This window comes from Psychrobacillus sp. FJAT-21963 (assembly GCF_001420585.1).
Classification (GTDB): domain Bacteria; phylum Bacillota; class Bacilli; order Bacillales_A; family Planococcaceae; genus Psychrobacillus.
Genome location: NZ_LJIY01000001.1, coordinates 598,138 through 623,607 on the forward strand (window position 1 = coordinate 598,138; position 25,470 = coordinate 623,607).

At 39.4% G+C, this 25,470-nt stretch carries 22 protein-coding genes and 1 riboswitch; of the genes, 1 reads left to right on the forward strand and 21 read right to left on the reverse strand.

What is annotated here, in order from left to right:
- Positions 1–179: 179 nt before the first annotated feature.
- From rpoE to AN959_RS02835, 21 genes are all read right to left on the reverse strand, one after another.
- The gene (gene rpoE, locus AN959_RS02735) at positions 180–737 is read right to left on the reverse strand and encodes a DNA-directed RNA polymerase subunit delta (protein WP_172794299.1); all 558 of its coding nucleotides are present in this window, start codon (positions 735–737) and stop codon (positions 180–182) included.
- A gap of 320 nt (positions 738–1,057) precedes the next feature.
- Positions 1,058–4,315, reverse strand: coding sequence for a fused isobutyryl-CoA mutase/GTPase IcmF (icmF, locus tag AN959_RS02740; protein WP_056828076.1), 3,258 nt, complete (start codon positions 4,313–4,315; stop codon positions 1,058–1,060).
- A 765-nt stretch (positions 4,316–5,080) separates the two neighbouring features.
- Positions 5,081–5,701, reverse strand: coding sequence for a TetR/AcrR family transcriptional regulator (locus AN959_RS02745; protein WP_056828078.1), 621 nt, complete (start codon positions 5,699–5,701; stop codon positions 5,081–5,083).
- Positions 5,702–5,710: 9 nt separating this feature from the next.
- Positions 5,711–6,850: an acyl-CoA dehydrogenase gene (locus AN959_RS02750; RefSeq protein WP_056828080.1), complete on the reverse strand. Its 1,140-nt coding sequence runs from the start codon at positions 6,848–6,850 to the stop codon at positions 5,711–5,713.
- 120 nt (positions 6,851–6,970) lie between these two features.
- Positions 6,971–8,107, reverse strand: a complete 1,137-nt coding sequence (locus tag AN959_RS02755) for an acyl-CoA dehydrogenase (RefSeq protein WP_053590548.1) — start codon at positions 8,105–8,107, stop codon at positions 6,971–6,973.
- Positions 8,108–8,119: 12 nt separating this feature from the next.
- Positions 8,120–8,971, reverse strand: coding sequence for a 3-hydroxybutyryl-CoA dehydrogenase (locus tag AN959_RS02760; protein WP_056828081.1), 852 nt, complete (start codon positions 8,969–8,971; stop codon positions 8,120–8,122).
- Complete coding sequence (locus AN959_RS02765; protein ID WP_056828083.1) at positions 8,968–10,176, reverse strand: acetyl-CoA C-acetyltransferase; 1,209 nt, start codon at positions 10,174–10,176, stop codon at positions 8,968–8,970. Before AN959_RS02765 ends, AN959_RS02760 begins: the two co-directional genes overlap by 4 nt.
- Before the next feature lie 262 nt (positions 10,177–10,438).
- The gene (locus AN959_RS02770) at positions 10,439–12,592 is read right to left on the reverse strand and encodes a (Fe-S)-binding protein (protein ID WP_056828085.1); all 2,154 of its coding nucleotides are present in this window, start codon (positions 12,590–12,592) and stop codon (positions 10,439–10,441) included.
- 678 nt (positions 12,593–13,270) lie between these two features.
- On the reverse strand, positions 13,271–13,933 hold the full coding sequence (locus AN959_RS02775; protein ID WP_056828087.1) for a hypothetical protein: 663 nt from the start codon (positions 13,931–13,933) through the stop codon (positions 13,271–13,273).
- Positions 13,926–14,408 carry an ECF transporter S component gene (locus AN959_RS02780; protein ID WP_056828090.1) on the reverse strand — a complete coding sequence of 161 codons (483 nt, stop codon included), beginning with the start codon at positions 14,406–14,408 and terminating at the stop codon, positions 13,926–13,928. The genes AN959_RS02775 and AN959_RS02780 overlap by 8 nt, the downstream gene beginning before the upstream one ends.
- A gap of 5 nt (positions 14,409–14,413) precedes the next feature.
- Positions 14,414–15,004: a cob(I)yrinic acid a,c-diamide adenosyltransferase gene (locus AN959_RS02785; RefSeq protein WP_056829098.1), complete on the reverse strand. Its 591-nt coding sequence runs from the start codon at positions 15,002–15,004 to the stop codon at positions 14,414–14,416.
- Positions 15,005–15,009: 5 nt separating this feature from the next.
- On the reverse strand, positions 15,010–15,390 hold the full coding sequence (locus AN959_RS02790; RefSeq protein ID WP_056828092.1) for a bifunctional adenosylcobinamide kinase/adenosylcobinamide-phosphate guanylyltransferase: 381 nt from the start codon (positions 15,388–15,390) through the stop codon (positions 15,010–15,012).
- On the reverse strand, positions 15,342–15,941 hold the full coding sequence (locus tag AN959_RS02795) for a histidine phosphatase family protein (protein ID WP_056828094.1): 600 nt from the start codon (positions 15,939–15,941) through the stop codon (positions 15,342–15,344). Before AN959_RS02795 ends, AN959_RS02790 begins: the two co-directional genes overlap by 49 nt.
- The gene (cobS, locus tag AN959_RS02800; RefSeq protein ID WP_056828096.1) at positions 15,911–16,699 is read right to left on the reverse strand and encodes an adenosylcobinamide-GDP ribazoletransferase; all 789 of its coding nucleotides are present in this window, start codon (positions 16,697–16,699) and stop codon (positions 15,911–15,913) included. Before cobS ends, AN959_RS02795 begins: the two co-directional genes overlap by 31 nt.
- A complete protein-coding gene (locus tag AN959_RS02805; RefSeq protein ID WP_056828098.1) occupies positions 16,660–17,481 on the reverse strand; it encodes a cobyric acid synthase in 822 nt (273 codons plus the stop codon). The genes cobS and AN959_RS02805 overlap by 40 nt, the downstream gene beginning before the upstream one ends.
- 9 nt (positions 17,482–17,490) lie before the next feature.
- Positions 17,491–17,946: a bifunctional adenosylcobinamide kinase/adenosylcobinamide-phosphate guanylyltransferase gene (locus tag AN959_RS02810; protein ID WP_253278856.1), complete on the reverse strand. Its 456-nt coding sequence runs from the start codon at positions 17,944–17,946 to the stop codon at positions 17,491–17,493.
- 47 nt (positions 17,947–17,993) lie between these two features.
- Positions 17,994–19,070, reverse strand: a complete 1,077-nt coding sequence (locus tag AN959_RS02815; RefSeq protein ID WP_056828102.1) for a histidinol-phosphate transaminase — start codon at positions 19,068–19,070, stop codon at positions 17,994–17,996.
- Entirely contained in the window at positions 19,057–20,016 is a 960-nt protein-coding gene (gene cbiB / locus AN959_RS02820) for an adenosylcobinamide-phosphate synthase CbiB (protein ID WP_056828103.1), read from the reverse strand. The genes AN959_RS02815 and cbiB overlap by 14 nt, the downstream gene beginning before the upstream one ends.
- A gap of 1 nt (position 20,017) precedes the next feature.
- Positions 20,018–21,487 (reverse strand): adenosylcobinamide amidohydrolase, encoded by a 1,470-nt coding sequence (locus AN959_RS02825; RefSeq protein WP_056828105.1) that lies wholly within the window; start codon positions 21,485–21,487, stop codon positions 20,018–20,020.
- 1 nt (position 21,488) lies between these two features.
- The gene (locus AN959_RS02830; RefSeq protein ID WP_172794321.1) at positions 21,489–22,472 is read right to left on the reverse strand and encodes an iron ABC transporter permease; all 984 of its coding nucleotides are present in this window, start codon (positions 22,470–22,472) and stop codon (positions 21,489–21,491) included.
- Between the two features lie 4 nt (positions 22,473–22,476).
- Entirely contained in the window at positions 22,477–23,445 is a 969-nt protein-coding gene (locus AN959_RS02835; RefSeq protein ID WP_056828107.1) for an ABC transporter substrate-binding protein, read from the reverse strand.
- A 127-nt stretch (positions 23,446–23,572) separates the two neighbouring features.
- Positions 23,573–23,713: riboswitch (cobalamin riboswitch) on the reverse strand.
- A 1,115-nt stretch (positions 23,714–24,828) separates the two neighbouring features.
- On the opposite strand from AN959_RS02835, the gene yyaC reads away from it, so the two are divergent.
- On the forward strand, positions 24,829–25,440 hold the full coding sequence (yyaC, locus tag AN959_RS02840; protein ID WP_253278857.1) for a spore protease YyaC: 612 nt from the start codon (positions 24,829–24,831) through the stop codon (positions 25,438–25,440).
- Positions 25,441–25,470 lie beyond the last annotated feature (30 nt).

The window sequence follows — 25,470 nt, forward strand, 5'->3', positions numbered from 1 at the left end:
TAATCTGTAGCATTCGCCTTAGGCTATAACCTTATTCAGTAGGACTAGGTGAATAAGGTTATAAAATAACAAAAAGCGCCCCACCTGCTTTTGGCAGGGGAGCGCATATGCACATGAGTAATGTCTCTTTAAAAAGAGCCCAATAAAATCTTATAGCGTTTGCGTATAGAAGTCAAGAATTATTCTTCTTCGTCTTCTAATTCTTCATCTTCCAACTCTTCGTCATCGATGATATCAAATTCATCATCTTCTTCGTCGATTATATCCTCTTCGATCACTTCATCGATTTCTCCTACGAAATCAATTACTGGATCATCGTCATCTTCGTCTTCATCCTCATCATCGTCTTCGATAAATTCATCGAATTCTTCTTCGAAGATAATTTCATCTTCTTCTAATTCTAGATCTAAATCGTCATCGTCTGAAACTTTAGCTTTCTTTTTACGGACTTTAACAGTAGGAGCAGTCTCTTCTTCAATTTGTTCTACAGGATACCATTCTCTTAGTCCCCATTGATTTTCTGCAGTAGCTAAGAAGCGTCCATCAATATTCATATCTGTATAAAATTGAGGTTTGCGAGCTGCCATTTCTTCATCTGTTAAACCATTAAGTTTTTGGATTTCACTAAAAAGTTCAGATAAAGTTAAAGAGTTTTTCTTATCTTCTAAAATCGCAAATCCTAAATCTATTAACGATTCTTCTTGTAATTGTGCTGTTGTCATTTCACGAAAATTCAAATCGTGCACGTCCTTTCTATGTCCGTTTGCATACTTCCCATTATATACAAACAAGTATGTTATATGCTACATTCATTTATTCTTTTTGAAAAGGAATAATTTATTAAAAGCTAAGGCGAATAAATAAAACGAAAGTAATAGTAATGGAATAGCTCCCAGTTGTTTATTATAAAGGAGAATGGTTAGTAATAGGAATATTATCATAATCATTATGTGTATTGGGGTTTTCATTCCATATCTCCCTCACTACTTAATAGTTCCATTATACAAAATAAAAGGAAAAAAGTGTTCCGATATCTGATCGGAACACTTATTTTTTTTTACATGTTTCTTCGATACTGGCCGCCCACCTCGTAAAGAGCGTTCGTAATTTGCCCAAGACTTGCTTTTTGAACAGTTGTCATTAGCTCCTCGAAGATGTTGCCACCTGTCATTGCTACTTGCTTAAGACGATTAAGAGCTTCAGCAGCTTCTAACTCATTTTTCTTTTGGAAGCTTCGAAGGTTCGTTATTTGAGTTTCTTTTTCTTCCTTTGTTGCACGTGCTAGTTCCATATTATCGATATCCTCTTCAGAAGCAGGATTCGGATTTAAGTATGTGTTCACACCGATGATCGGAAGTTCGCCCGTGTGTTTTTTCATTTCATAGTACATAGATTCTTCTTGAATTTTTCCACGTTGGTATTGCGTTTCCATTGCTCCAAGAACCCCACCGCGGTCATTTATACGATCAAATTCTGAAAGAACTGCTTCTTCTACTAGGTCTGTTAGTTCTTCTACAATAAATGCACCTTGTAATGGATTTTCGTTTTTTGATAATCCATGTTCTTTTGTAATAATCATTTGAATCGCCATTGCTCGACGAACGGATTCCTCCGTCGGTGTTGTAATTGCTTCATCATAAGCATTAGTATGAAGTGAGTTACAGTTATCCTGAAGTGCCATCAACGCCTGTAAAGTTGTTCGAATATCATTAAAGTCAATTTCTTGCGCATGTAGACTTCTACCAGATGTTTGGACGTGATATTTTAACTTTTGACTACGGTCATTTGCACCGTATTTATCACGCATCACAACTGCCCAAATACGACGGGCAACACGTCCGATAACTGTGTACTCTGGATCCAACCCATTTGAGAAGAAGAAAGATAAGTTTGGTGCAAAATCATCTATATTCATACCACGACTTAAATAGTACTCCACATAAGTAAAGCCATTTGATAATGTGAATGCCAGCTGAGAAATTGGATTCGCTCCAGCTTCTGCAATATGGTATCCAGAAATAGAAACTGAATAGTAGTTACGAACCTTATGGTCAATAAAGTATTGTTGAATATCCCCCATCATACGTAAAGCAAATTCAGTAGAGAAAATACATGTGTTTTGACCTTGGTCTTCTTTTAATATATCTGCCTGAACAGTACCACGAACTACTTGGAGTGTCGCAGCCTTTACTTCTGTAAATTCTTCCACAGTTAGAGTACGTCCAAGCTCCTCCTCGCGAAGGCGAACTTGCTGATCAATTGCTGTATTCATAAACATTGCCAAAATGATTGGTGCAGGACCATTGATTGTCATTGAAACGGAGGTTGATGGTGCACATAAATCAAACCCGTCATATAGCTTTTTCATATCCTCTAACGTACAAATGCTTACGCCAGATTCGCCGACTTTCCCATAAATATCAGGTCGATGATCTGGGTCTTCACCATACAATGTTACCGAGTCAAATGCAGTAGAAAGACGTTTTGCATCGTCATCTTTAGATAAATAATGAAAGCGACGGTTCGTACGTTCTGGTGTTCCCTCTCCTGCAAATTGTCTCTTTGGATCTTCCCCTTCTCTTTTGAATGGGAAAACTCCAGCCGTATATGGGAATGAGCCGGGTACATTTTCTTTGTAAACCCATCTTAAAATTTCACCAAAATCAACGAATTTCGGAAGTACAACTTTTGGTATTTTCAGCCCTGATAAGCTTTCTGTACGAAGAATCGTGCGTATTTCCTTATCACGGATTTTAGTTATGAATTCATCACCAGCATATGCTTCTTTTAGAGCTGCCCAGTTCTCCAGTATACGTTTTGATTCAGCAGTAAGTTCGTCACGAACACCGTTAGCTAATGATTCTAGTGAGTGAACTAATGCATCATCTGCCGCTTTTTCTTTTACTGCATCTATTGCACCTTCTAATTGGAACAATCTTCTAGCAAAAGCTACTTGTTCCTCGGATTTTTTATGATATCCACGAACAGTATCTGTGATTTCACGTAAATAATAGCGACGATCATTTGGAATTATTACGTTTTGCTTTTGAGTTTTCACAAATTGCTCGTAGGTTGTCTCCCAGTTGGTGCCAGTTTTTTCATTCATCACAGCAACTAAAGCTGCAAATAAAGAATTGGTGCCTTTATCATTAAATTGGCTAGCAATCGTCCCGTAAACAGGCATTGTGTCCAAATCATCGTGCCATAATTCACGGCTGCGTTGATACTGTTTTTGTACTTGACGAAGTGCGTCTTCTGAACCTTTTCGTTCGAATTTATTGATAACAATCAAATCTGCGTAATCGATCATATCAATCTTTTCTAATTGAGATGGTGCACCAAATTCACTTGTCATTACATACATAGAAACGTCTGATACATTAGTGATTTCTGCATCCCCTTGCCCGATACCACTTGTTTCTACAATTATTAAATCAAAGCCCGCTACTTTAACAACATCAAGGACATCTGCAATCGCACCAGATAATTCTGTACGAGATCCACGTGTTGCCAAACTACGCATAAATACACGTTTATTGAAAATAGCATTCATTCGGATACGGTCACCTAGCAGTGCCCCACCAGTCTTTTGTTTCGTCGGGTCAATGGATAGAACGGCAATCTTTTTATCCGGTAATTCGTGTAGGAATCGGCGAATTAATTCGTCTGTTAATGAACTTTTCCCTGCCCCACCAGTACCGGTGATACCTAGAACTGGTGTACCTTTTGATAAAACTTTCGCTTGTTCTAGCATTTCTTTTGCTTCAGCATCATTTGTTTGATGTGCTTCCTCTGCTAATGTAATCAGATGAGCTAGCACTTCCGGTTTCTCCGTAGATACTTCGGAAATCTCGTCTTTTGCTCCTGAAGCTTTCGTCGGAACATCACATTCCATAAGCATTTGATTGATCATACCTTGAAGGCCAAGTTTACGGCCATCCTCTGGAGAGAAAATACCCGATATACCGTATTCTTGCAGTTCTTTTATTTCTTTCGGAATGATTACTCCGCCGCCACCGCCAAATATACGAATATGAGGCGCACCACGTTCTACGAGTAAATCCTTCATATATTTAAAATACTCAACATGTCCTCCTTGATAGGAAGATATGGCTATCCCTTGAACATCCTCTTGAATCGCAGCATTCACCACTTCTTCTACCGAACGGTTATGACCTAAGTGGATTACTTCCGCTCCGCTAGCTTGTAAAATACGTCGCATAATATTAATCGACGCATCATGTCCATCAAATAGACTCGATGCTGATACAAAACGGACATGATTTTTTGGACGATATACTTCTACAGTAGACATGTCGTTCCCCCTTTGTTTGAATAAATCTTATTGTCCAGACTACAGCGCAAAGCTGTCGCAGAAGGACCTTTCCCACCCCCGTTTGGAGGGCACTGAAAAAGTTCTCCATGAAATTTCATAACAGTATGTGAACGACAAATTGTTCAGATACTCGATTATTTATTTTAGACCCATTAATTTCCGTTACAGGCGGACGCTTTCCGCCGAGCATGGCTTCAGCCGCTTCCCTTGCTCCTGCGCAAAGCTCGTCGCAAAAAACAATGCTCCTGCGCTAGCTCGTCACAAAAATTAATTTCGCTACGCTCAGTCCAGGGTCTTCAGCTCATGCACCTGACGCTTCGCTTTCGGTGCAGAAAACATTTGCTATTCCGGCAGTAGTCGCCGCCCTCCACTCAAATTAACTAATATCCGCTTTTCAATTAGAAAACCATCATGCCATTAATAGAGCAGATTTTATCACATAAATTTTTTCAATTAGTATTTATAGAAAATCCTTGAAAAAGGCGACACTCCTGCGGGAATAGCGTTAGTCGAAGACCCCGCAGCGCAGCGAGGAGGCTAAGACAACGCCCGCGGAAAGGGAGCCGTTTCAACGATTTTCTTATTTATTGGACGACATTATTTATTAAAGTCAAATTCTATAGACTTTTTCACTGCCCTCCCCCGATTGCCTGTCAGATGCCTACACGAAGTGGGTCATACAGTCGTTGAGCAATGATGTTGCGAGCTTAGATTGTATTCCTCTACTAGGCGCTTGCGCTTTTCTTATTTCCCCATCCCATTTAGTACAAATTCTATTTGTAGTTCCGTAAATTGTTCAATTGTAAATTCCTTACGAAATGCCCATCTTCTAAATGCCCACATTTGACCTTGGACTACAAGGGTATGCGCGTAAAGTTTTGCTTGGGCATCTGTCAATTTCAGTTCCCCAGTTTGTATACAACCATTAAGAATTTTATGGAAAATATCAACCATTTCTAATTCTTTCTTTAATACGTAATCTAGTGCGTTTTTTGGCAAGGATTTGGATTCTTGATACATGACAACGAACTCATCTTGCATGTCATTAATTACCCCATAATAATGACGAATAGCATTTTTGAGGTCGTCAATCGTACCATTCTCCAACGTTATTTGCGAGAGCTTGTCATGTACTTCATTGTATATACTATCGCATACTAAATAGAGGACATCTTCCTTTGTGCGAATGTATTCATACAGGGTGCCTATACTAAACCCGGCTTCCTTTGCAATTTCTCTCGTTGTCGCTCGATGAAAGCCTTTCTCTTTGAATAAAGTAACAGCTGCACGAATCATTTGGTGACGTCTTTTTTCAATGAGGTTTTCATCTTTCACCGAAGTCTTTACTTCATGCTTTTTTTCCATAGGCATCGATTACTTTGTTAGCATACGAGAAATAACAAGGCGTTGAATTTCTTGTGTGCCCTCGTATATTTGTGTAATTTTTGCATCTCGCATAAAACGTTCAACCGGGTAATCTTTTGTATATCCATATCCACCAAATACTTGCACTGCCTCTGTTGTTACTTTCATGGCTGTATCTCCAGCCATCAATTTCGCCATAGCAGATTCTTTCCCATAAGGAAGCCCGTTGGATTCTAACCAAGCTGCTTGATACGTAAGCAAACGTGATGCCTCTGTTGCAGTTGCCATATCAGCAAGCTTGAATGATACACCTTGATTTGCAACAATTGGCTTTCCGAATTGAACACGTTCCTTTGCATAACCTACTGCAGCATCAAGTGCTCCTTGCGAAATTCCCACTGCTTGCGCAGCAATACCATTACGTCCACCATCCAATGTTTTCATCGCGATAATGAAACCCTCACCTTCTTCACCAAGAAGATTTTCTTTTGGTACTCGGCAATTATCAAAAATAATTTCTGTTGTAGGAGAAGAACGAATTCCTAGTTTCTTTTCTTTTTTCCCAACAGAGAATCCTTCGAAATCAGCTTCTACAATAAATGCGCTTGTGCCTTTATGTTTGGACGTTGGATCAGTAACTGCGAAAACGACATAGATGTCTGCGATACCACCATTCGTAATGAAAATTTTAGATCCATTTAGCACATAATGATCGCCATCTAATTTAGCTGTTGTTTTCATCCCACCAGCGTCAGATCCTGAACCTGCCTCTGTTAAACCGTATCCACCAACTTTTGTACCTTCTGCCATTGGACGAAGATATTTTTGTTTTTGTTCTTCATTGCCATATTTAAAAATCGGCCAACCTGCAAGAGAAGTGTGTGCAGAAAGAGTTACTCCTGTTGATGCACAAACTCTGGATAACTCTTCTACGGCGATGCAGTATGCAAGGTAATCAGAACCAATTCCGCCGTATTCTTCTGGCCAAGGAATACCCGTTAAGCCAAGCTCAGCCATCTTATCGAAAATTTCACGATCAAAGCGTTCTTCCTCGTCGCGCTCTGCAGCAGTTGGTGCTACTTCGTTTTCTGCAAAGTCTCGAACCATTTTACGAATCATTTCATGCTCTTCGGATAGTTGAAAATTCATTGTTTTCCCGCCTTTTTAGGTATATTTTTATATTCAGCTTCTATTTAGTCGCTCTCGAAGTGGAATTAGTTGTTACTAATACGAAGGGTTTGATTGCCCCTCTCCACTTTTAGGAAAAAATTAATTAATCACATGCTTACCTATTACGATTCGTTGAATTTCACTAGTTCCCTCGTAGATTTCTGTAATTTTTGCGTCACGGAAATAACGTTCTACCGGGTAGTCTTCTGTATAGCCATATCCGCCGAATACTTGAACTGCTTCTATTGCAACGTCAACCGCTGTTTTGGATGCGAATAATTTAGCCATTGATGCTTCTTTTCCGCAAGGAAGACCTTGTTCGCGAAGACTTGCTGAACGGTAAACAAGAAGCCTTGCTGCCTCTACTGCTGTCGCCATATCAGCAAGCTTAAAGCCAACACCTTGATTTGCTGCGATTGGTTTACCAAATTGCACGCGCTCTTTCGCATATCCTACTGCCGCCTCCAGTGCTGCTTCCGCAATGCCTAATGCTTGAGTAGCAATTCCGATACGTCCAGTATTTAAATTAGCCATAGCGATTTTAAAACCTTCGCCCTCTTCACCCAGTCTATTTTCTACTGGTATTTTCATATCTTCAAATGTAAGTTGGACTGTTCTTGAGCCATGCAATCCCATTTTCTCTTCATCTTTCCCGACAATAAACCCAGGTGTATCCTTTTCTACGATGAATGCAGTTATGCCTTTTGACCCTTTGGATGTATCTGTTGAAGCAAACACGATGTTAATATCTGCTTCTCCACCATTTGTGATAAAAACCTTAGAACCATTCAAAACATAGTGGTCGCCCTTCAACACTGCTTTTGTTTTTAATGCACCAGCATCCGATCCAGCTGAAGGTTCTGTTAAACAAAATGCTCCAAGGGATTCTCCAGAAGCAAGCTTTGGTACGTATTTATTCTTTTGCTCTTCATTTCCAAAATAGAGTATCGGACTTGTTCCTACGGATGTATGAACGGAGAGAATCACACCTATAACAGCACTTACCTTTGAAAGCTCATTGATCGCTATAACATAGCTCGTAAAATCCATTTCAGAACCGCCGTATTTCTCAGGAACCGTGATTCCCATCAAGCCAAGCTCACCCATTTTTTTTATAATTTCACGGGGGAACTCTCCTTGCTCCATTCGTTCAATAAAAGGCTCGATTTCCGTTTTTGCAAAGTCTCGAACCATATTGCGCATCATAAGTTGTTCTTCTGTGAATGTTAATTCCATGATTCACGCTCCTTACTCGTATATGTAGAAACCACGGCCTGACTTCTTCCCTAACCAACCTGCTTTGACGTATTTTCTAAGTAGTGGACATGGACGATACTTACTATCTCCAAAGCCTTCGTGCAAGATTTCCATAATGTATAAGCATGTATCTAAGCCAATAAAATCTGCAAGTTGTAGTGGTCCCATTGGATGGTTCATTCCCATTTTCATCACATCATCGATTGCTTCTTTTGAAGCGACACCCTCATATAGTGTGTAAATTGCTTCATTGATCATCGGCATTAGAATTCGATTGGAAACGAAACCTGGAAAATCATTTACTTCAACAGGTACTTTTCCAAGTTTTTTTGTCATATCTTCAATCACTGCATACACTTCATCAGAAGTTGCTAAACCACGAATAATTTCCACTAGTTTCATCACTGGAACTGGATTCATAAAATGCATCCCTATTACTTGCTCAGGGCGATTCGTTACTGCTGCAATTTCTGTAATTGGTAGAGAGGATGTATTTGATGCTAGAATCGCATGTTTTGGTGTGATTTCATCTAGTTGTTTAAAAATAGATTGCTTGATTTCCATGTTTTCAACAGCTGCTTCGATAACGATATCCACATCGTTTGCATCCTCAATGGAAAGGGATTTTGTAATGTTACTTAGTACCGCTTGTTTTTCCTCTTCTGTCATTCGTCCTTTTTCTACATTACGTGACAAGTTTTTGGTAATCGTTTGGATTCCACGATTGTAAAATTGTTCCTCACGGTCATTAAGCTTTACTTCAAAACCTGCTTGTGCACAAACTTGAGCAATCCCTGATCCCATTTGCCCTGCTCCAATTACCATTACTTTTTGGATTGTCATGCTTCTTTCCCCCCTGTTTTTGGAACTTCAATCATAATAGCGTCGCCTTGACCACCACCGGAACAAATAGCTGCAATCCCAATCCCACCACCACGGCGTTTTAATTCGTATGCAAGTGTAAGAATAATACGGGCTCCGGATGCTCCAATCGGATGTCCAAGCGCCACAGCTCCACCGTTCACGTTTACTTTTTCCTCGTCTAGCCCAGCTATTTCACTGCTTACTAATGCTACAGCAGCAAAAGCTTCATTTATTTCAAATAGATCGATATCTGCAAGATTTTTCCCTGTTTTATCTAACAATTTATTAATCACGATACCAGGTGTTTGTGGAAAGTTTTCTGGTTCAATCGCTACCTCTGCATGACCTAAAACGTATGCAAGTGGCTCTTTTCCAAGCTCTTTTGCTTTTTGTTCATTTGTCAAAACGATTGCACATGCCCCGTCATTTACTCCAGGTGCATTTCCTGCTGTAATCGTTCCCTCGCTACCAAATGCTGGCTTTAGCTTAGCTAATGACTCTAAAGATGTATCACGTCGAGGTGCTTCGTCCTTCTCAACAACGATTGGTTCTCCCTTTCGTTGAGGTATTTCTACTGAAACAATTTCCTCTGCTAAAATGCCATTATCGATTGCTTTTAAAGCACGGTCATGACTTCTAAATGACCATTCATCTTGCTTCTCACGTGATAATTCAAAAGATTCTGCTGTAGAGTTTCCGTACGTTCCCATGTGTACATTTTTTGGATGGAATGAACAAGAAAGTCCGTCATAAACCATTCCATCTACTATTTGGCCATCCCCCATACGAAGGCCAAATCTCCCTTTTGGTAAATAATAAGGAGCATTAGACATGGATTCCATTCCACCTGCCACGATGATTTCTTCATCACCTACACGAATTAATTGATCTGCAAGCGTGACACTACGCATTCCAGAAGCACAAACTTTATTAATCGTTTCTGTTTTAACAGACCAAGGAATACCCGCTTTTGTTGCCGCTTGTCGCGAAGGAATTTGACCTTGACCTGCTTGTAATACAGACCCCATTATGACTTCATCCACTTGAACTGCCTCTATACCAGCACGAGTTAGTGCCTCTTTAATAGCTACTCCACCTAAATCAGAAGCCGTTAAACTACTCAGTGCTCCCCCAAACTTTCCAAATGCTGTACGTGCCCCATCCAAAATAACTGTCTTTACCAAAATAGCCACCCCTCACTTTAATGAAATCGCTTTCAAATAAAATAAAAAAATATAATTGACTGAACGCTCGCTCGACATGAAATGTTAGAAAAAAGGGAGTAAAAATACTCCCTTACTATTAATTCTAGTTTACGAAACTATAAAAATATTTGCAATATAAATATGTCTTGTTCGATCCGCTCGAGACAGAAGCGAATAGACTTAAGTTCAAGAGTTACCAATGAAGTGCCAGTACGCTCACTTGCTAAATTGAGCGGGAATATTATTGAACAGTTGGTGCCACTTCTTCATCTTCCGCTGATGGCATAATTTCTCCGAAAATAGATTTTTCTAGAAGCTCGGCGATATCGTATGTTCCAACTGTTTCTTCGACTTCCTTCGCTTTCGTGCCATCTGAGAGCATTGTTAAGCAATAAGGACATCCAGAAGAAATAATCGTTGGATTTACTTCTAAAGCCTGTTCTGTTCGAGCAACGTTGACTCTGTTTCCAACATGCTCTTCCATCCACATCAATCCGCCACCTGCTCCACAGCACATTCCTTTTTCACGGTTACGATCCATTTCAACTAATTTCACTCCTGGAATTGCTTTTAACACTTCACGAGGTGCGTCATAGACATCATTGTATCGCCCTAAATAACAAGAATCATGGAATGTAATTGTTTCTTCTACTGCGTATTGTGGTTTCAAGCGACCAGCTTGAACTAAATCATATAGCATTTCTGTGTGGTGAAGAACTTCTCCATTCCATCCAAAATCACTATATTCATTTTTAAAGATATTATATGCATGTGGATCAATTGTTACTATTTTAGTTACCCCAGCTTTTTCAAATTCTGAAATATTGTTCGATGCTAGCTCTTGGAATAAAAACTCGTTCCCTAGGCGACGTGGTGTGTCTCCAGAGTTCTTTTCTTTATTACCAAGAATCGCAAATTTCACTCCAGCCTCGTTCATCAAGTGTGCAAACGATAAAGCGATTTTTTGTGAACGGTTATCGAATGATCCCATTGAGCCAACCCAGAATAAGTACTCAAATTCTTCTCCAGCTTTTGAAACTTCTTTCACTGTTGGAATATGAATATCTGGACGTGCATCTCTCCAGTTTTCTTTTTCTTTACGATTTAATCCCCATGGATTACCTTGACGCTCGATATTTGTCATCGCGCGTTGTGCATCTGCGTCCATTTTTCCTTCTGTCATTACTAAATAACGGCGAAGATCGATAATTTTATCAACATGCTCATTCATTACAGGACATTGGTCTTCACAGTTACGGCAAGTTGTACATGCCCAAATTTCCTCTTCTGTAATAACATCTCCAATTAGGGATGGGCTATAAATGTCTTCGATTACTGCTCCTTCTGCCCCAGCAGCCATCGCAAGTTGATTACCTTTTGTTCCTTGGAACGCAAGTGTAGGTACCCAAGGTTTTTTCTTCGTTTCTACTGCACCAGTTAATGTTAAGTGATCACGAAGCTTTACGATCAAGTCCATTGGAGAAAGCATTTTACCTGTTCCCGTTGCTGGACACATATTTGTACAACGACCACATTCTACACATGCGTAGAAATCAATCATCTGTGCTTGCGTAAAATCTTGAATGCGACCTACTCCGAATGAAGGCATTTCATCTTCATTTGCTTCTTCGTCTTCTTCCTCTTCAAAATTGATTGGACGTAGCTTTCCAACATTGTCTAATCGGTGGAAGTACACGTTTGCCGGACCAGTAATCAAGTGGAAATGCTTTGATTGCGGTACATATACTAAGAATGTTAATAGGAATAAAAGATGTACCCACCACATTGCATAGAAAACTACTGCTGCAGCTGTCGGTGGAACAAATCCAAAAAGGATTGCAATAGAAGATGCAATTGGCTCTGACCATACAGTCTCATGACCATGCCAAATCATTCCCATACCATTACCTACTAAAACAGAAACCATTAACCCGCCGATAAAAATCAGAACTAGTCCATTTTTCCAACCACGTTTTAAACGTACTAATTTTTCAATATAGCGTCTGTAAAATGCCCACAAGACTGCTATTAAAATAACAAATGTCACAATTTCTTGGAAGAACGTAAACGCTGGATACAATGGACCTAATGGTAAATGTGAATCTGGCGCTAACCCTTTCCAAATAAAATCAATTGCTCCAAACTGAACAAGTAAGAAACCATAAAAGAACATAACGTGAATCGTTCCACTTTTCTTATCCTTTAAAAGCTTCTTTTGCCCAAACACATACACCCAAATTTTGCGAAGTCTTTCCTTCACATTGTCTTCAAATTCGACTTTTTTCCCCAGTTTGATATATGCATACCTCGTTCTAAGTAGATATACGAATAAACCAATTGCATACAAAGTGACTGCGATGAACAGTAACCAGTTTGCGATTAATAATGGACTCATCTTATTCTCCCCCTCTAAGATGTAAAATGATATCATGGATAGAATACCATTAGGTTAATAGATTTATAAAGAATTAATTTAATATTAAAACTGAATGAGCATTCAGTCAACACTTATTTATTCTAAATTGCGCGAAATTAGTAGAAAATTTATTTTAGTAGTTCGGAAATGCTAGGTGATCAATAAAATTGTACAAGTCACTACTTGTACAATATATGTTTCGGAATATGTAAACTTGCCTGGGATTATTTTCAATTAATAGGTATTATAAGACACTTCGAGACCAATTGCTCCCTAATAGCAACCATTTGATTGATCAACGAGACCAATTTACACCAATCCGCAACCAATTCTTTCACAAGCCAGACCATTTCTCGTAATAAAGAGTTATGTTGATGTGATAAGAGTTAATTACTACTGGCCTTATATTCCTTCTGGAATTATTTTACATTAAAAGTATCTATACGGCACTTCGAGACCAATTGCTCCCTAACAGCAACCAATTGATTACTCAACGAGACCAATTTACAACAATCCGCAACCAATTCCTACAAAAGTGAGACCATTTCTCGTAATAAAGAGTTATGTTGATGTGAGACAATATTTCTAACTCTATTCGGATGAAAGCAACCATTTCTCCAAACAAAAAGCTATCTCCGTATGAGATAGCCCTTCTTTTCATCGAATCTCTTCAAAATATTTTTCAAAATGATTTTTCGCATCTTTTATTTGCTCGCTTGGAACTCCTAGTAATACAGAAGTAGCCGGGCCAGCCGATTTTGTTATGTCCCACCCTGTTATTTCACCGCGCAAACCAAGTCGCACGCATTCGCCGGCAATTCCATTAGAACCGACCGGCCAAACTCGTTTGACAAATCCTCTTTCCATCGCATTCCATATCTTTTTTAAATCAGCAATTTTATCTGCATGATCCACTACCTCTTGACCGACACATGGTTTCCCGTACACAAACCATGTAATTTCCAATTCACTGGTCCATCTCTTTTCGCCAATCATCGTAACAGCCATCGCAGATTGCATTGTCTCCATATTGGATTCTGTACTTCCAGTAATTGTTGGGCAGGGCCACTCTATTTCTTGAAACGCTTTTTCTATTCCTGCAACATATTTATCCCAGCTTTTATTGCCAGTAAAGTTGTGTACGATAACGGAGATTGGATGTGCCTCTGCAGACCATTGCTCCAACAAAGCAACTCTTGCTGCAAAATATGCAACGATTTCGTCTTCCACTCGAACAATATCATCCACTTTTTCTCCGATTCCCGCAGAATTATCAGTTGTCAAAACTAGCCCATTTGGCAATAAAACCGCGTTACGCATGCATTCTCACTCTCTCCATTACTCGCTCAACTACTGGAGAGACAATCATTGCGATTCCTGCATTTAATATAGTTGCAATCGTAATTCCAGGTAACGCTCCAACAAAAAATGCAGGAGAAATGATCCAGTAAAATGGAAGTGTTGCTAGCAAACTATTGGCAACGATGAAAAATACCCATTTCATCAAATAGTGGCCAGTTTGATGTAGCTTCGTAAATACGAATAAAATAAGAAACATTTCTACTGCAATGATTATATGCAACGGTCCTAGAGGAAATCCTACGTACAGCGACGAAGATAAATGTCCAACCAGTGACGCTGCTCCTGCATAAACGGGAGGCAGAAAAGCCGCTGACACTAATGCAGGAACCGTATCGAGTGCGGCACTTCCAATTCCAACTGGAATTTTCACGAATGCACCTATTGTAGATAGGGCTGCAAACATTGCTGCAAGTGTAAGTAAACGAAGTTTCATCGCTCTTACGCCTCCTCTTTTTTCACGCTTCCTACATTTTTGAATACTTTTGCACTACGCACATATTCAACATCAGACACATTTTCTCTAGCATTTGCAACCCTAGCTGCTGCAAATAAATAATCGGATAAACGATTCAAATAACGTTGTACAACTGCAGGAACATCCTCTTCCGTTTTCATTAGCGTCACCATTTGGCGCTCAGCTCGTCTCGTAATAGTACGCGCAATATGAAGCGTTGCTGCTGCAGGAGTTCCTCCTGGTAAAATGAAGCGCTCTAATACGGGGCCTTCCTCTACTAACACATCAATACGTTTTTCCATTGCCTCTATAGGTGCATCCGTCATTTTATACACTCGACGGTTTGATACGTTCGCCAAGTCACCACCGCAATCGAATAATTCGTGTTGAATCGTTTCTAAGTCTTCTAAAATATCCGCAAAAATAGTAGAATCCAACTCTGTCACTGCTTTTCCGATAAAGGAATTTACTTCATCAATTGTCCCATATGTTTCCACTCGAATATCATCTTTATCAGTTCTTCCTCCGATTAATCCTGTTTGCCCTTTGTCACCTGTTTTTGTATAAATTTTCAACTCCATCATCTCCCTTTTATCGTTTGTGAAATGCCATACCATATTCTTGTGACACGTTCTGCCCTTGTAAAAAGCTGTTGATAAAATCTTCCGACATCATCTCGCAGTTTACGCATGCTCGCTTCCATCGGGACGATGCCTCGCCCAATTTCAGTCGCAATAACAATTACCTCGAAATTTTGATCCCATTGCTCCAGATGCTCAAATAACTTATTCAATTTGTCTTCTAATACATTTTCTACTCCAAAAACAATTACAACTTCAGCTTTTGAAGATACAATCGGAAATTCCTCTGTAGCATCCAACCACTGTGCTTCTTTATCTTCTACTAGTTGCTCTACATATGCTCTTTTTCCATTAAATGCTCCACCGAAAATGACGTGCACCGCATTCCCTCCAGTACATCTTTCTTTTCATTCCAATGCATTTTATAGCTGCAACCATGCAGCACTTTCCACTCCCAGAAGCTCTTTTCCACACTCCCAAACTTTGTTAATAAAAAACGAATGGGACCACCATGTGTAATAATTACTGGATTCTCATATTCACTAATAACATCATATAAACCTTGAAGCACACGCGCTTCCATCTTTTCAAGTGACTCTCCATTTGGAGGTGCTGCTTGCCGAGGGTTATCCAGCCATGCTTGATATAATCTATCTTCTTTTAATTCATTATATGTTTTTTCTTCCCAATCACCAAAGGAGCATTCTCGGAGATTTTCATTCGTCCTATAAGGGATTTCTTTAAATAACAATTCTGCTGTTTGTTTGCAGCGTGTCAGATCACTACCAATAACTTGTTTTATTTTTGGAGATAATTTCTTCGTTTTCATTCCAGCTAAAATGGGTTCATCCGTCCAGCCGATATACTTTTTCTCTAGGTTTCCTTGCGTTGGCAAATGTCTTATGAGAGTAATAGTAAAAGCGTCAGCCATAATAGCACCTCCGTAATTTCAACACTCGCCCCAAGAATATCGCCGGTCACACCACCAAAATTTTTAAGTGACCAATTTCGATACAAGCAAATAAAAACGAGCAACACCGCTGCAAATGTAACGGGAATAAACCAACTTGACGACATCCATCCAATTAAAAAAAGACCAATAAACGTATTACATACAGTCGCTAGAATAACAACTTTCACATTCATCTTCTGCTTAAAAAAATATGCAAGCCCACTCTCTTTTGCGCTTCGCGTTAACCCAAAAAGCATTGCAAGTGTTGCTCTTGAGAAAAATGGGAGAAGCAATACAAAAATCCAATGAAACGATTCCGCTGCCAATACTTCTGAAACAATAATCACTTTGCCGACGATTAATAAGACAACTGCCATCACTCCAAATGCTCCAACCCTTGGATCATCGAGAATCTCAAACCTTTTCAATCGATCTCTATAGGAAAAAAATGCATCCGACGTATCTATAAAACCATCCAAATGGAGACCCCCAGAAAATAGAATTCCAACAAAAACAATACTGAACCCTGTCATTAATGGACTCCACTGGAAAGATAGTAATACACAAGCAATTGCTCCTATACTCGCACCAATCCACGGGAATATGCTATACATTCCAGAGATTTGCCGCTCTTCCATCGGTAAATTTTTATGAACTGGAATGATTGTGAAAAACTGAAGTGCCAATAAAAGACTATTCACTTGCCCACCTCTAATATATCCACTATTTTTTCCCATTTCACATGCTTCCGAAAATGTGCTGCCCATTCCTCTATTTGTTCATCGGAAGCAGCGTTCGTACTCTTTGCAACCCCGTCCTCTTCCTCCAATTCATTTGGAAAGTAAGGAACAGTGCCTAAAACCATTACTCCAGTATAATTTTCAATAAAATTAATTCCATCTTGGAATAGTGTAATGTCTCCTTGAAACTTATTAATAATAATCCCTTTCACTCTTGCTCTTTGCGATTCTGGTAGCAATGCAAGGGTGCCAACGATGGAAGCAAACACTCCACCATATTCAATATTAGCGACTAATAGTACAGGTACGTCTGCCAAGTCAGCAACGCGCATATTCACTAATTCTCGATCTCTTAAATTCATTTCGACAGGACTTCCAGCACCCTCCAAAATCAGGTATTCATAGAAATCTGAAAGCTTCTTTAAACTTGTTTTAATAAGTTTTTGTCCTTCTTCAAAAAACTGTTCACGATAAAGCATTCCATTCATTTTATTTACTTTTTCGCCTAAAACGATAATGTCTGTTTCCATATTTCCATTTGGCTTTAATAATATTGGGTTCATCTCAGGCAAATAAGAAGTTTTAGCTGCTCTAGCTTGTAATGCTTGCGAAACGCTTATTTCAAGGCCATCTTTCGTTTGTATGCTTAAACTGGACATATTTTGTGATTTAAAAGGTGCCACTTGTTTCCCTTCGTTCGCAAGTAATCGGCAAATAGCTGTACATACTAAGCTTTTCCCTACACTAGAAGCGGTTCCTTGCACCATTAGTCCTTTCACTTATACCCCTCATTTCCACTGATGACTTAAACCATATTCCATCTCAAAGGCATAATCTGCTTTCGCCACAAGCCATTGATGAATTTGTCCGATCCACTTTTGATAGAGGATAACATCTTCATGGTTGGATAACGGTTCATCCAACACTTCATTTGAAACAATGACCATAACTTTTGCTTTTTCTACAACTTGATCAATTGCATCATGGAGACGTTCTTCTATCAACTCCATGTCTCCTTCATACAGCTCATTGGCAAGCCAGGTGGTAACACAATCCCATAGGACTCCGTCTCCATCTTGGATATGGGAAAGGATTTTCTCGAAGTGTCGAGGCTGCTCAATGGTCACCCACTCGACCGGATAATTTTCGCGATCTTGCTGATGCCGTTCAATTCGTTTCTTCATTTCTACATCCACTGCAACTCCTGATGCTACATACACGTTGCGTTTAGCGTGCTCATTCATCAAATATTTCTCGGCGAAGCTACTTTTTCCGCTACGTACACCACCCGTTATGAAGACCAGTTTCCCTCGAACCATTCATTCATCTCCTTCTGCAATCGCTCCATATGTATTTCTTCCTTCATTCCTACACGAAACCATTTACCATCCAGACCTTTAAAGTTCTCGGTATGCCGAAGTACGTAGCCCTTTGTTAATAAATACGTAAAAAATTCCATAGAACGTTCAGGATTAGAAAGTTGAAAGCAAATAAAATTCGTTCTTGATGGAAGTACTACACAATTCCATTTTTCTAGAAATACAGTAAATTTCTTTCGTATGTCTTTCGCAAATGCAATAGCCTGTAGTCTATAATCCTCTTCTTTCAGGCAAGCTGCACCTATCGATGTCGCTATGGCATTACTATTCCAATGTGGCATGGTTGCACGAGTTTCCTCAATAATTTGTTTACTAGCTATTGCATAGCCAAGTCGCAACCCTGGAATTGCATACATTTTAGTCATCGAACGAACAACGATAACGTTCGGAAAATTTTTTAAAAGAGGTATAAATGATTCTCCTTCATCGATAAAATCAAGAAAAGCTTCATCTAGAATGACTTCACATTTATATCTTTTCGCATACTCTGCTATTTGTATAATTTCTTTTAAAGGAATTAAATACCCAGTAGGATTATTTGGTCTACAAATATAAATAACTTCTGCAAATTCTACTTCATCCAATACTTCCTCTAAAGGTAAAGCTTGTATGGCAATAATTTCTTTTATGTACACATGATAGGGTGCTAACGTCGCAGCATATTCTGAAAACGTAGGATGGATCAAAACGGCACGCTTATTTACATACCGTTTTGCAAGACTTGAGAATATTTCAGCAGCTCCATTCCCTACTATCACCTGGTCGATCGGAACATTATGATATGTAGCGGCAGCTGATAAAAATGGCTCTCCGTGTGGATCAGGGTATTTAGTGATTAAACTTGCATATGATGCCCAATTCTCTTTAACAAAAGGTGGTGGTCCTAGAGGGTTCACGTTTTCACTATAATCTATTATTGCTTCAGGTATGTTAATCCCAAGACTTTCATAGAGATGATGAGCATTTGCACCATGATTAGGTAATGACAAGTAAAACTCCTCCAATCACCATTAACCAAAGCCAAAATAGAAATACTGCTGTATTTAAATGGGAGATGGTACTTAATATATGACTAGGGTTAAGCGGAATCTCTCCAATACCCATTAATGCCCGGTTAGAAATGATTCCTTTATATGTATTTATTCCACCTAGTTGAATTCCAAGTTGATAGGCAGTCGCAGCTTCTAAATAGCCACTATTTGGGCTTGGATGTTTTTTCGCATCCAGCCACCATCCTTTCATCCGCTCTTTAAAAGGAAGTGTGCTTTCTTTCTTACCCCAAAGCATGATGATATAGCCAGTCATGCGACTTGGAATGTAGTTTGCAATATCATCAAGTTTTGCAGATGCATAACCGAACTCCTCGTACTTTTCATTTTTGTACCCGACCATTGAATCTAATGTATTAATTGCCTTATAGGCCCAGAGTCCAGGGGCACCTGCAAATAAAAATGCATAAAAGAGAGGAGCGGTGATCCCATCGCTTATATTTTCAGAAACAGTTTCCACGACACCTCGCGTGATCTCTTTTTCATCTAATTTTTCAGTATCTCGACCAACAATCCACGAAAGTTTTTGTCTTGCTGCTGGTAAATCTTTATCCACCAATGGTTTATAAACTTCCATCGCAGCATCCTTCAAGCTTTTTTGCGCTAGCCCAGAAGCAATTAATATACTTTCCAAAGCAATCCCTACAATTACGTGAACAGAATAAGCAGCAATTAAAACAACTACTGTAAAGAAGAAAGTAATTCCTACTACGATGAAAACAAGTAAAAACCCTTTTGCTTTCCGTCCATTCCCTCTATTTAGCAAAGCAGTAAGCTTTGAAATGAGATTACCAATCCATCGAACGGGGTGAGGCCAATTTGGCGGGTCACCTATTATTTTGTCTAGTATTAGACCAATTGCTATGGCAATAATATGCGGACCCATCCTACACCCAGCCTTTTACTTTTTTATAAGTTTGGATAGCTTCTACGGTACATTCAAACACACCGAGTCCAATTTTCTTTCCTATTTCTGTGATTGGCCCAGCATATGGAATATAGCTCCCTTGCTGCGTCGCAGCCACTAAAATGCTATCTGTAGATGTTCCAGTTGCGATTGTGCCTGTACGTGGATCCATTACAGATTCAGCGGTTAGCGCTTTCGTTTTTGCTTCTGTTGCAGTTATCACTGCTTGTAGAAATGCTTCTTCAGCAAGAGTTCCGTTTATTATAATCCAAGTATTAATGGTTCCTACTACCGGAAAATTTTCAACTTCATACGCTTTTGATACATCTACTGCATTTCCAACACCTGCTGTCACCATGATGAAGACAGAACCAAAGTCTCCTTCATACTCCTTAATAACAGCATCTTTCGTTTGAACAGCTGTCATCATTCCAACTGTCTCTGTTTCAGAAAAACCATGATTTGCAAGGAACTCCTGCATTTCCATCTGAGCATTATCAATATTATACTGTGCATCTACTCTTCTATTTACAAATGATCGATACCAGCCACTTCCTGCATTTATGACAGCAGATGACCATGTTCTTAGCTGTTTTTCTGCTTGAAATACGACGAGCTCATCTGTAACCTGAAAGTTTTCGGTTGTTATTTGGTCATTTACTATCTTTTCATTCACATCAGGAAGAATAGTGATTTGTGGCTTTGGGAGTTCTGGATGTGGATTTGTACTAACTCGTGCTTGGTACACTGTTTCAATCTGATTTTTCTTAACTACTTCATGAGGCTCTCCGATTGCTTTAATTTCCCCTTGCTCCATTAATAACAGCCTATCACAATATAGGGATGCAAGGTTTATATCATGAAATACACTTATGACAGTAATTCCTTTTTCAATTGTTTGCGTTTTAATAGTATCGAGTAATTGTTTTTGGTGTGCAATGTCTAAATGGTTTGTCGGTTCATCGAGCAATAATATTGGTGCTTGTTGTGCAAGTGCTTGAGCAACAAATACTCGCTGCTGCTCCCCACCGGACAATAGGTCTAGTAATTGATGCTCGTACACTTCCATTGCTGTTAGTTTCATTGCTTCCTTAACAGCTACTTCATCTTCCTGTGACCAAGAGGAAAACCATCCGCTTTGGTGCGGATATCGGCCAAGAGATACTGTATCCCTAACCGTATGTGAAAATGCTTGACTATGTAATTGTGGTAAAACTGCCATTTTTTTAGCTAGCTCTTTAGATGAGTACGATAGCAGTGATTTCCCCTCTATTAATACGTCCCCAGAACTCATTGGTAAAATCCCACTCATCACCTTCAGCAAAGTAGATTTCCCACTTCCATTGGGACCAAGTATACCAAGCATTTCACCCTTTCCAACTTCAAAGGAGACGTCTTTAACGATTAATTTATGGTCGTAACCACCTGACAAGTTTCCTACCTTCAACATGTTAAACGCCTCCTTTTTTTCGCTGTCTAAAGAAAATAAATGCGAACACTGGTGCACCAATAAATGCAGTGATTACTCCAATTGGTAGCTCGGTTGGTGAAATTATTGTACGAGAAACTAAGTCGCAGATAATGAGTAAGGATGCTCCATTGATGAAGCTAAGAGGTAATACATGTCGATGATCCGATCCAAATAAAAGCCTCGTCATATGTGGAACAACAAGCCCAACAAAACCAATTGTTCCAGATACTGCTACTGCTGTTCCCGTTAACATAGACCCGCCGATCAAGATCATCATCTTTCTTCTTTTTACATTAACTCCAAGATGCTTTGCACGTTCTTCACCAAATAATAGTGCATTTAATTCTCTTCTGTTTAAAGCTAATAAAATCGAACCAATGACGATAAAAGGTAATGCCATCTGTACATAGCTCCAGCCTCGCATCGATACACTACCAAGTAGCCAGCCGATGATTTGCCTAAGCTCTTCTCCTGTTAACGCAATCATTAATGATATAACCGAGCCTAAAAAAGAACTAAAAATGATTCCAGTTAAAATAATCGTCTCCATTTTCATCGCACGATCGACTAATTTGGCAAATGTAATGACAAGAAGCATCGTAACTAATGCACCTATCATACTGAAAATGGGTAACGTATAAATTCCTAGAAATGGTACCGAAATACCGAAAAAGAGCGTAGCCACGGCACCTACTGAGGCACCGGACGACACTCCTAACGTATAAGGGTCGGCAAGCGGGTTTTTTAATAAACCTTGAAACGCGGCTCCTGCAATGGCTAGTGATGCACCAACTAACCCTGCAAGAACAACCCGCGGCAAGCGAATTTTCCAAACGATATTGGTCGCAATTTCATCTGCTCCCCTATCCCATAATGTGCTGATCGGTACCTTTACGGATCCGACCGATACACCTAGCCATATCGCCACTAAAAGAGCAATAATAGACAAGGTGTAGCCGATCATGGATTTACTCACTAAAAGCCTCCGGATAGATTGCTTTCGCTACTTCTTCTAATCCTTCTGCAAGACGTGGGCCTGTTCGACTAGTTAAGTTTTCATCAACCTGTATTACTGCATCATTTTTAACAGCATTAATCGTATCAAAACCATCGCGTGCCTTCACACTATCTACAATTCCTTCTACGTAGCTATACATTACGATAATCACATCTGGATTACGGTTTACAATTTCCTCTGGAGCTATCATAAACCAGCCCTCTTGATCAGCCGCAATATTCTCCGCATTTACCATATCTAAAATTTCTTGCATAAATGTCCCTTTACCAGGTGTATAAATTTCCGGAACATCAGAAGTTTCAACGAACACAGTTTTCTTTGTTTCTACATTCGCCACTTTTGCTTTTACTTCTTCTACTTTTGCTTTCATATCTTCCACAATTTTTTGTGCCTCTGGTAATTTTCCTGTAGCACGACCAATTTGTTCGATAGTTGTATATGTTTCATTAAAATCAGCCGCATTTTTTACGACAAACACTTTTACACCAGCATCACGGATTTGTTGTAAACCTGCATCGCCAGCTCCCAACATTGACTCATGTGCAAACACGATTTCTGGATTCATGGATACAATTTTTTCTACGTTGAATTCCATACCGCCGATTTTCTCTTTTTCAAGCGCTTCCTCAGGGTAGTTATCGTAGTCATTTACTCCAATAATTTCTTCATTAAGTCCAAGCGCAAATAAAATCTCTGTATTACTTGGCAACATCGAAACGATTGTTTTTGGTGCCTCTTCCAACGTTATCTCATTGCCAACCGCATCGGTCATCGTAATCGGGAATTCTGTTTCTTCTATTGTCGCTTCCTCTTGAGTAGTGTCCTTGTCTTCAACAGGTTTTGCTTCTTCTTGAGAACATCCAACTAACAATAATACTGCAAATGCGGATGTCATCCATAATTGCCATAACTTCTTCATCTGTAATTCCTCCATTTTTGTGCAAATAAAAATCTCTCGTTCCATGAACGAGAGATAGAATAGGTATAAATCTGCTAGGTTAAAACATGCCAAGCGGACTTACACATAACCTATCCTCGTAGGTAGTAAAGTGTAAACGCATAAAGGCAGGTTTTCTGACTTGTGATCATGTACAATCACTTACAGTGGCGGGACCGCGCTGGACTTGCACCAGCTTCCCTTTTAACTTACTAGTAAACTAGCAAGCACCTTTATGTTCAAAATATTCTTGATGCATCGATTTCATTATACCTTAAAACATTTTATTGTCGACAGAAGTTTTCATAGTATTTGACTGATATTAGTTGTATTCAACCGATTCATTTAAAATATATTAGAAAAGCGCAAGCGAGCCCTTTAAAAAGCAAAAACTGGTTACAATTGTTTCCGGATTGCTTTGGACAGACTTTGGCATCAAAGTTACCGCAGAATTATTTTGAAGGGGTGGCCGTGACTTTCGTCAAGACCAACCCTTCTTTTTCGGTAATCTTGTTGCTGCAGACTGTTCGTCGCTCTCCTTTAACTTTTGAAAACTGGTTAATACCTTTTTGGATAATTAGTGAATAGATGCTATCTTATTCAATTGCAAGCTACCGAATGCCCCACTGAAGAAAAAAGGCAGTAGGTTAATTGATATCGATTTTTATTTTGTTTTTTTGTTCATTTTATTGGTTTGGAGGAGCGTAGCGAGGGCACTGAAAAAGCCTATAGAATTTACTTTACTAAATAATGTTGTCCGATAAATAAGAAAATCGTTGAAACGGCTCCCTTTCCGCGGGCGTTGCCTTAGCCTCCTAGGCCAACACGATGTTGGTCATGCAATCGTTGCCGCAAAAGTTCTTTTGCGACGAGCTTTGCGCAGGAGCAGGATGCGGCGAACTTAGATTGCCTTCCCCTCAACTGCGGGGTCTTCTGCTAAACGCTATTCCCACAGGAGTGTCGCCTTTTCCAACGATTTTCTATAAATACTAATTGAAAAAATGTAAGTGATAAAAACTTGCACTATTAACGGTATAATGGTTTTCTAATTGAAAAGCGGATAATAGTTGATTGGAGTGGAAGGCGGCGACTCCAGCCGGAATAGCAAATGTTTTCTGCACCGAAAGCGAAGAGGCAGGTGTATGAGCTGAAGACCCTGGACTGAGCGTAGCGAAATTAATTTTTGCGACGAGCTTTGCGCAGGAGCGAGGGAAGCGGCTGAAGCCATGCCGGCGGAAAGCGTCCGCCTGGAACGGAAATTAACGGTTCCAAAATTAAATTCGAGTTGTTATACAAAACTTTCAGTGAAAACGTTTTCATGATACTATAATAAAAAATTTATTATTTTCAAGGGGGCGCAACGGGTTGTTTCCTTTTAAGAAAAAAAGAAGAGTGCATACACAAACTAAGAAGTTGTATTACAGTTATTCATTAAATTCTTCGACAGAAGAAGATATGAATGAGATGTCTTATCTGCTTAGTACATTATGTGAGACTGGCACCATTGATATTGTCTTTTTATGTATTGGGTCAGATCGATCGACTGGGGATTCTTTCGGTCCCTTTGTTGGAACGATGCTAAAAGAAAAAAACTTTCCATATCATGTATTCGGAACAATCGAAGAGCCCGTTCACGCACTAAATTTAGAAGCTGTATTAAAAGAAATTAATAGCCAGTTCAATGAACCAATTATTTTTAGTGTGGATGCCTGTTTAGGAGATAATCACCAAATCGGATCAATTATATTAAAAGATGGTCCCCTCATTCCCGGAAATGCTATTAATAATCCGCTTCCCGAAGTGGGAAACTATCAATTAAAAGCGATTGTAAACTATTTAGATCCGAGCTGTCCTACATACTCTTTAAATAATACGAGATTAAGCACTGTTATGAGCCTTGCAAAAATTACGTCTACTATTTTATTGAAGTCAGTCCAAAACAAGAACAATATAAAAATGACGATGAATCCTTTTTGATTCATCGTCATTTTTGTTTTATCCAATTGT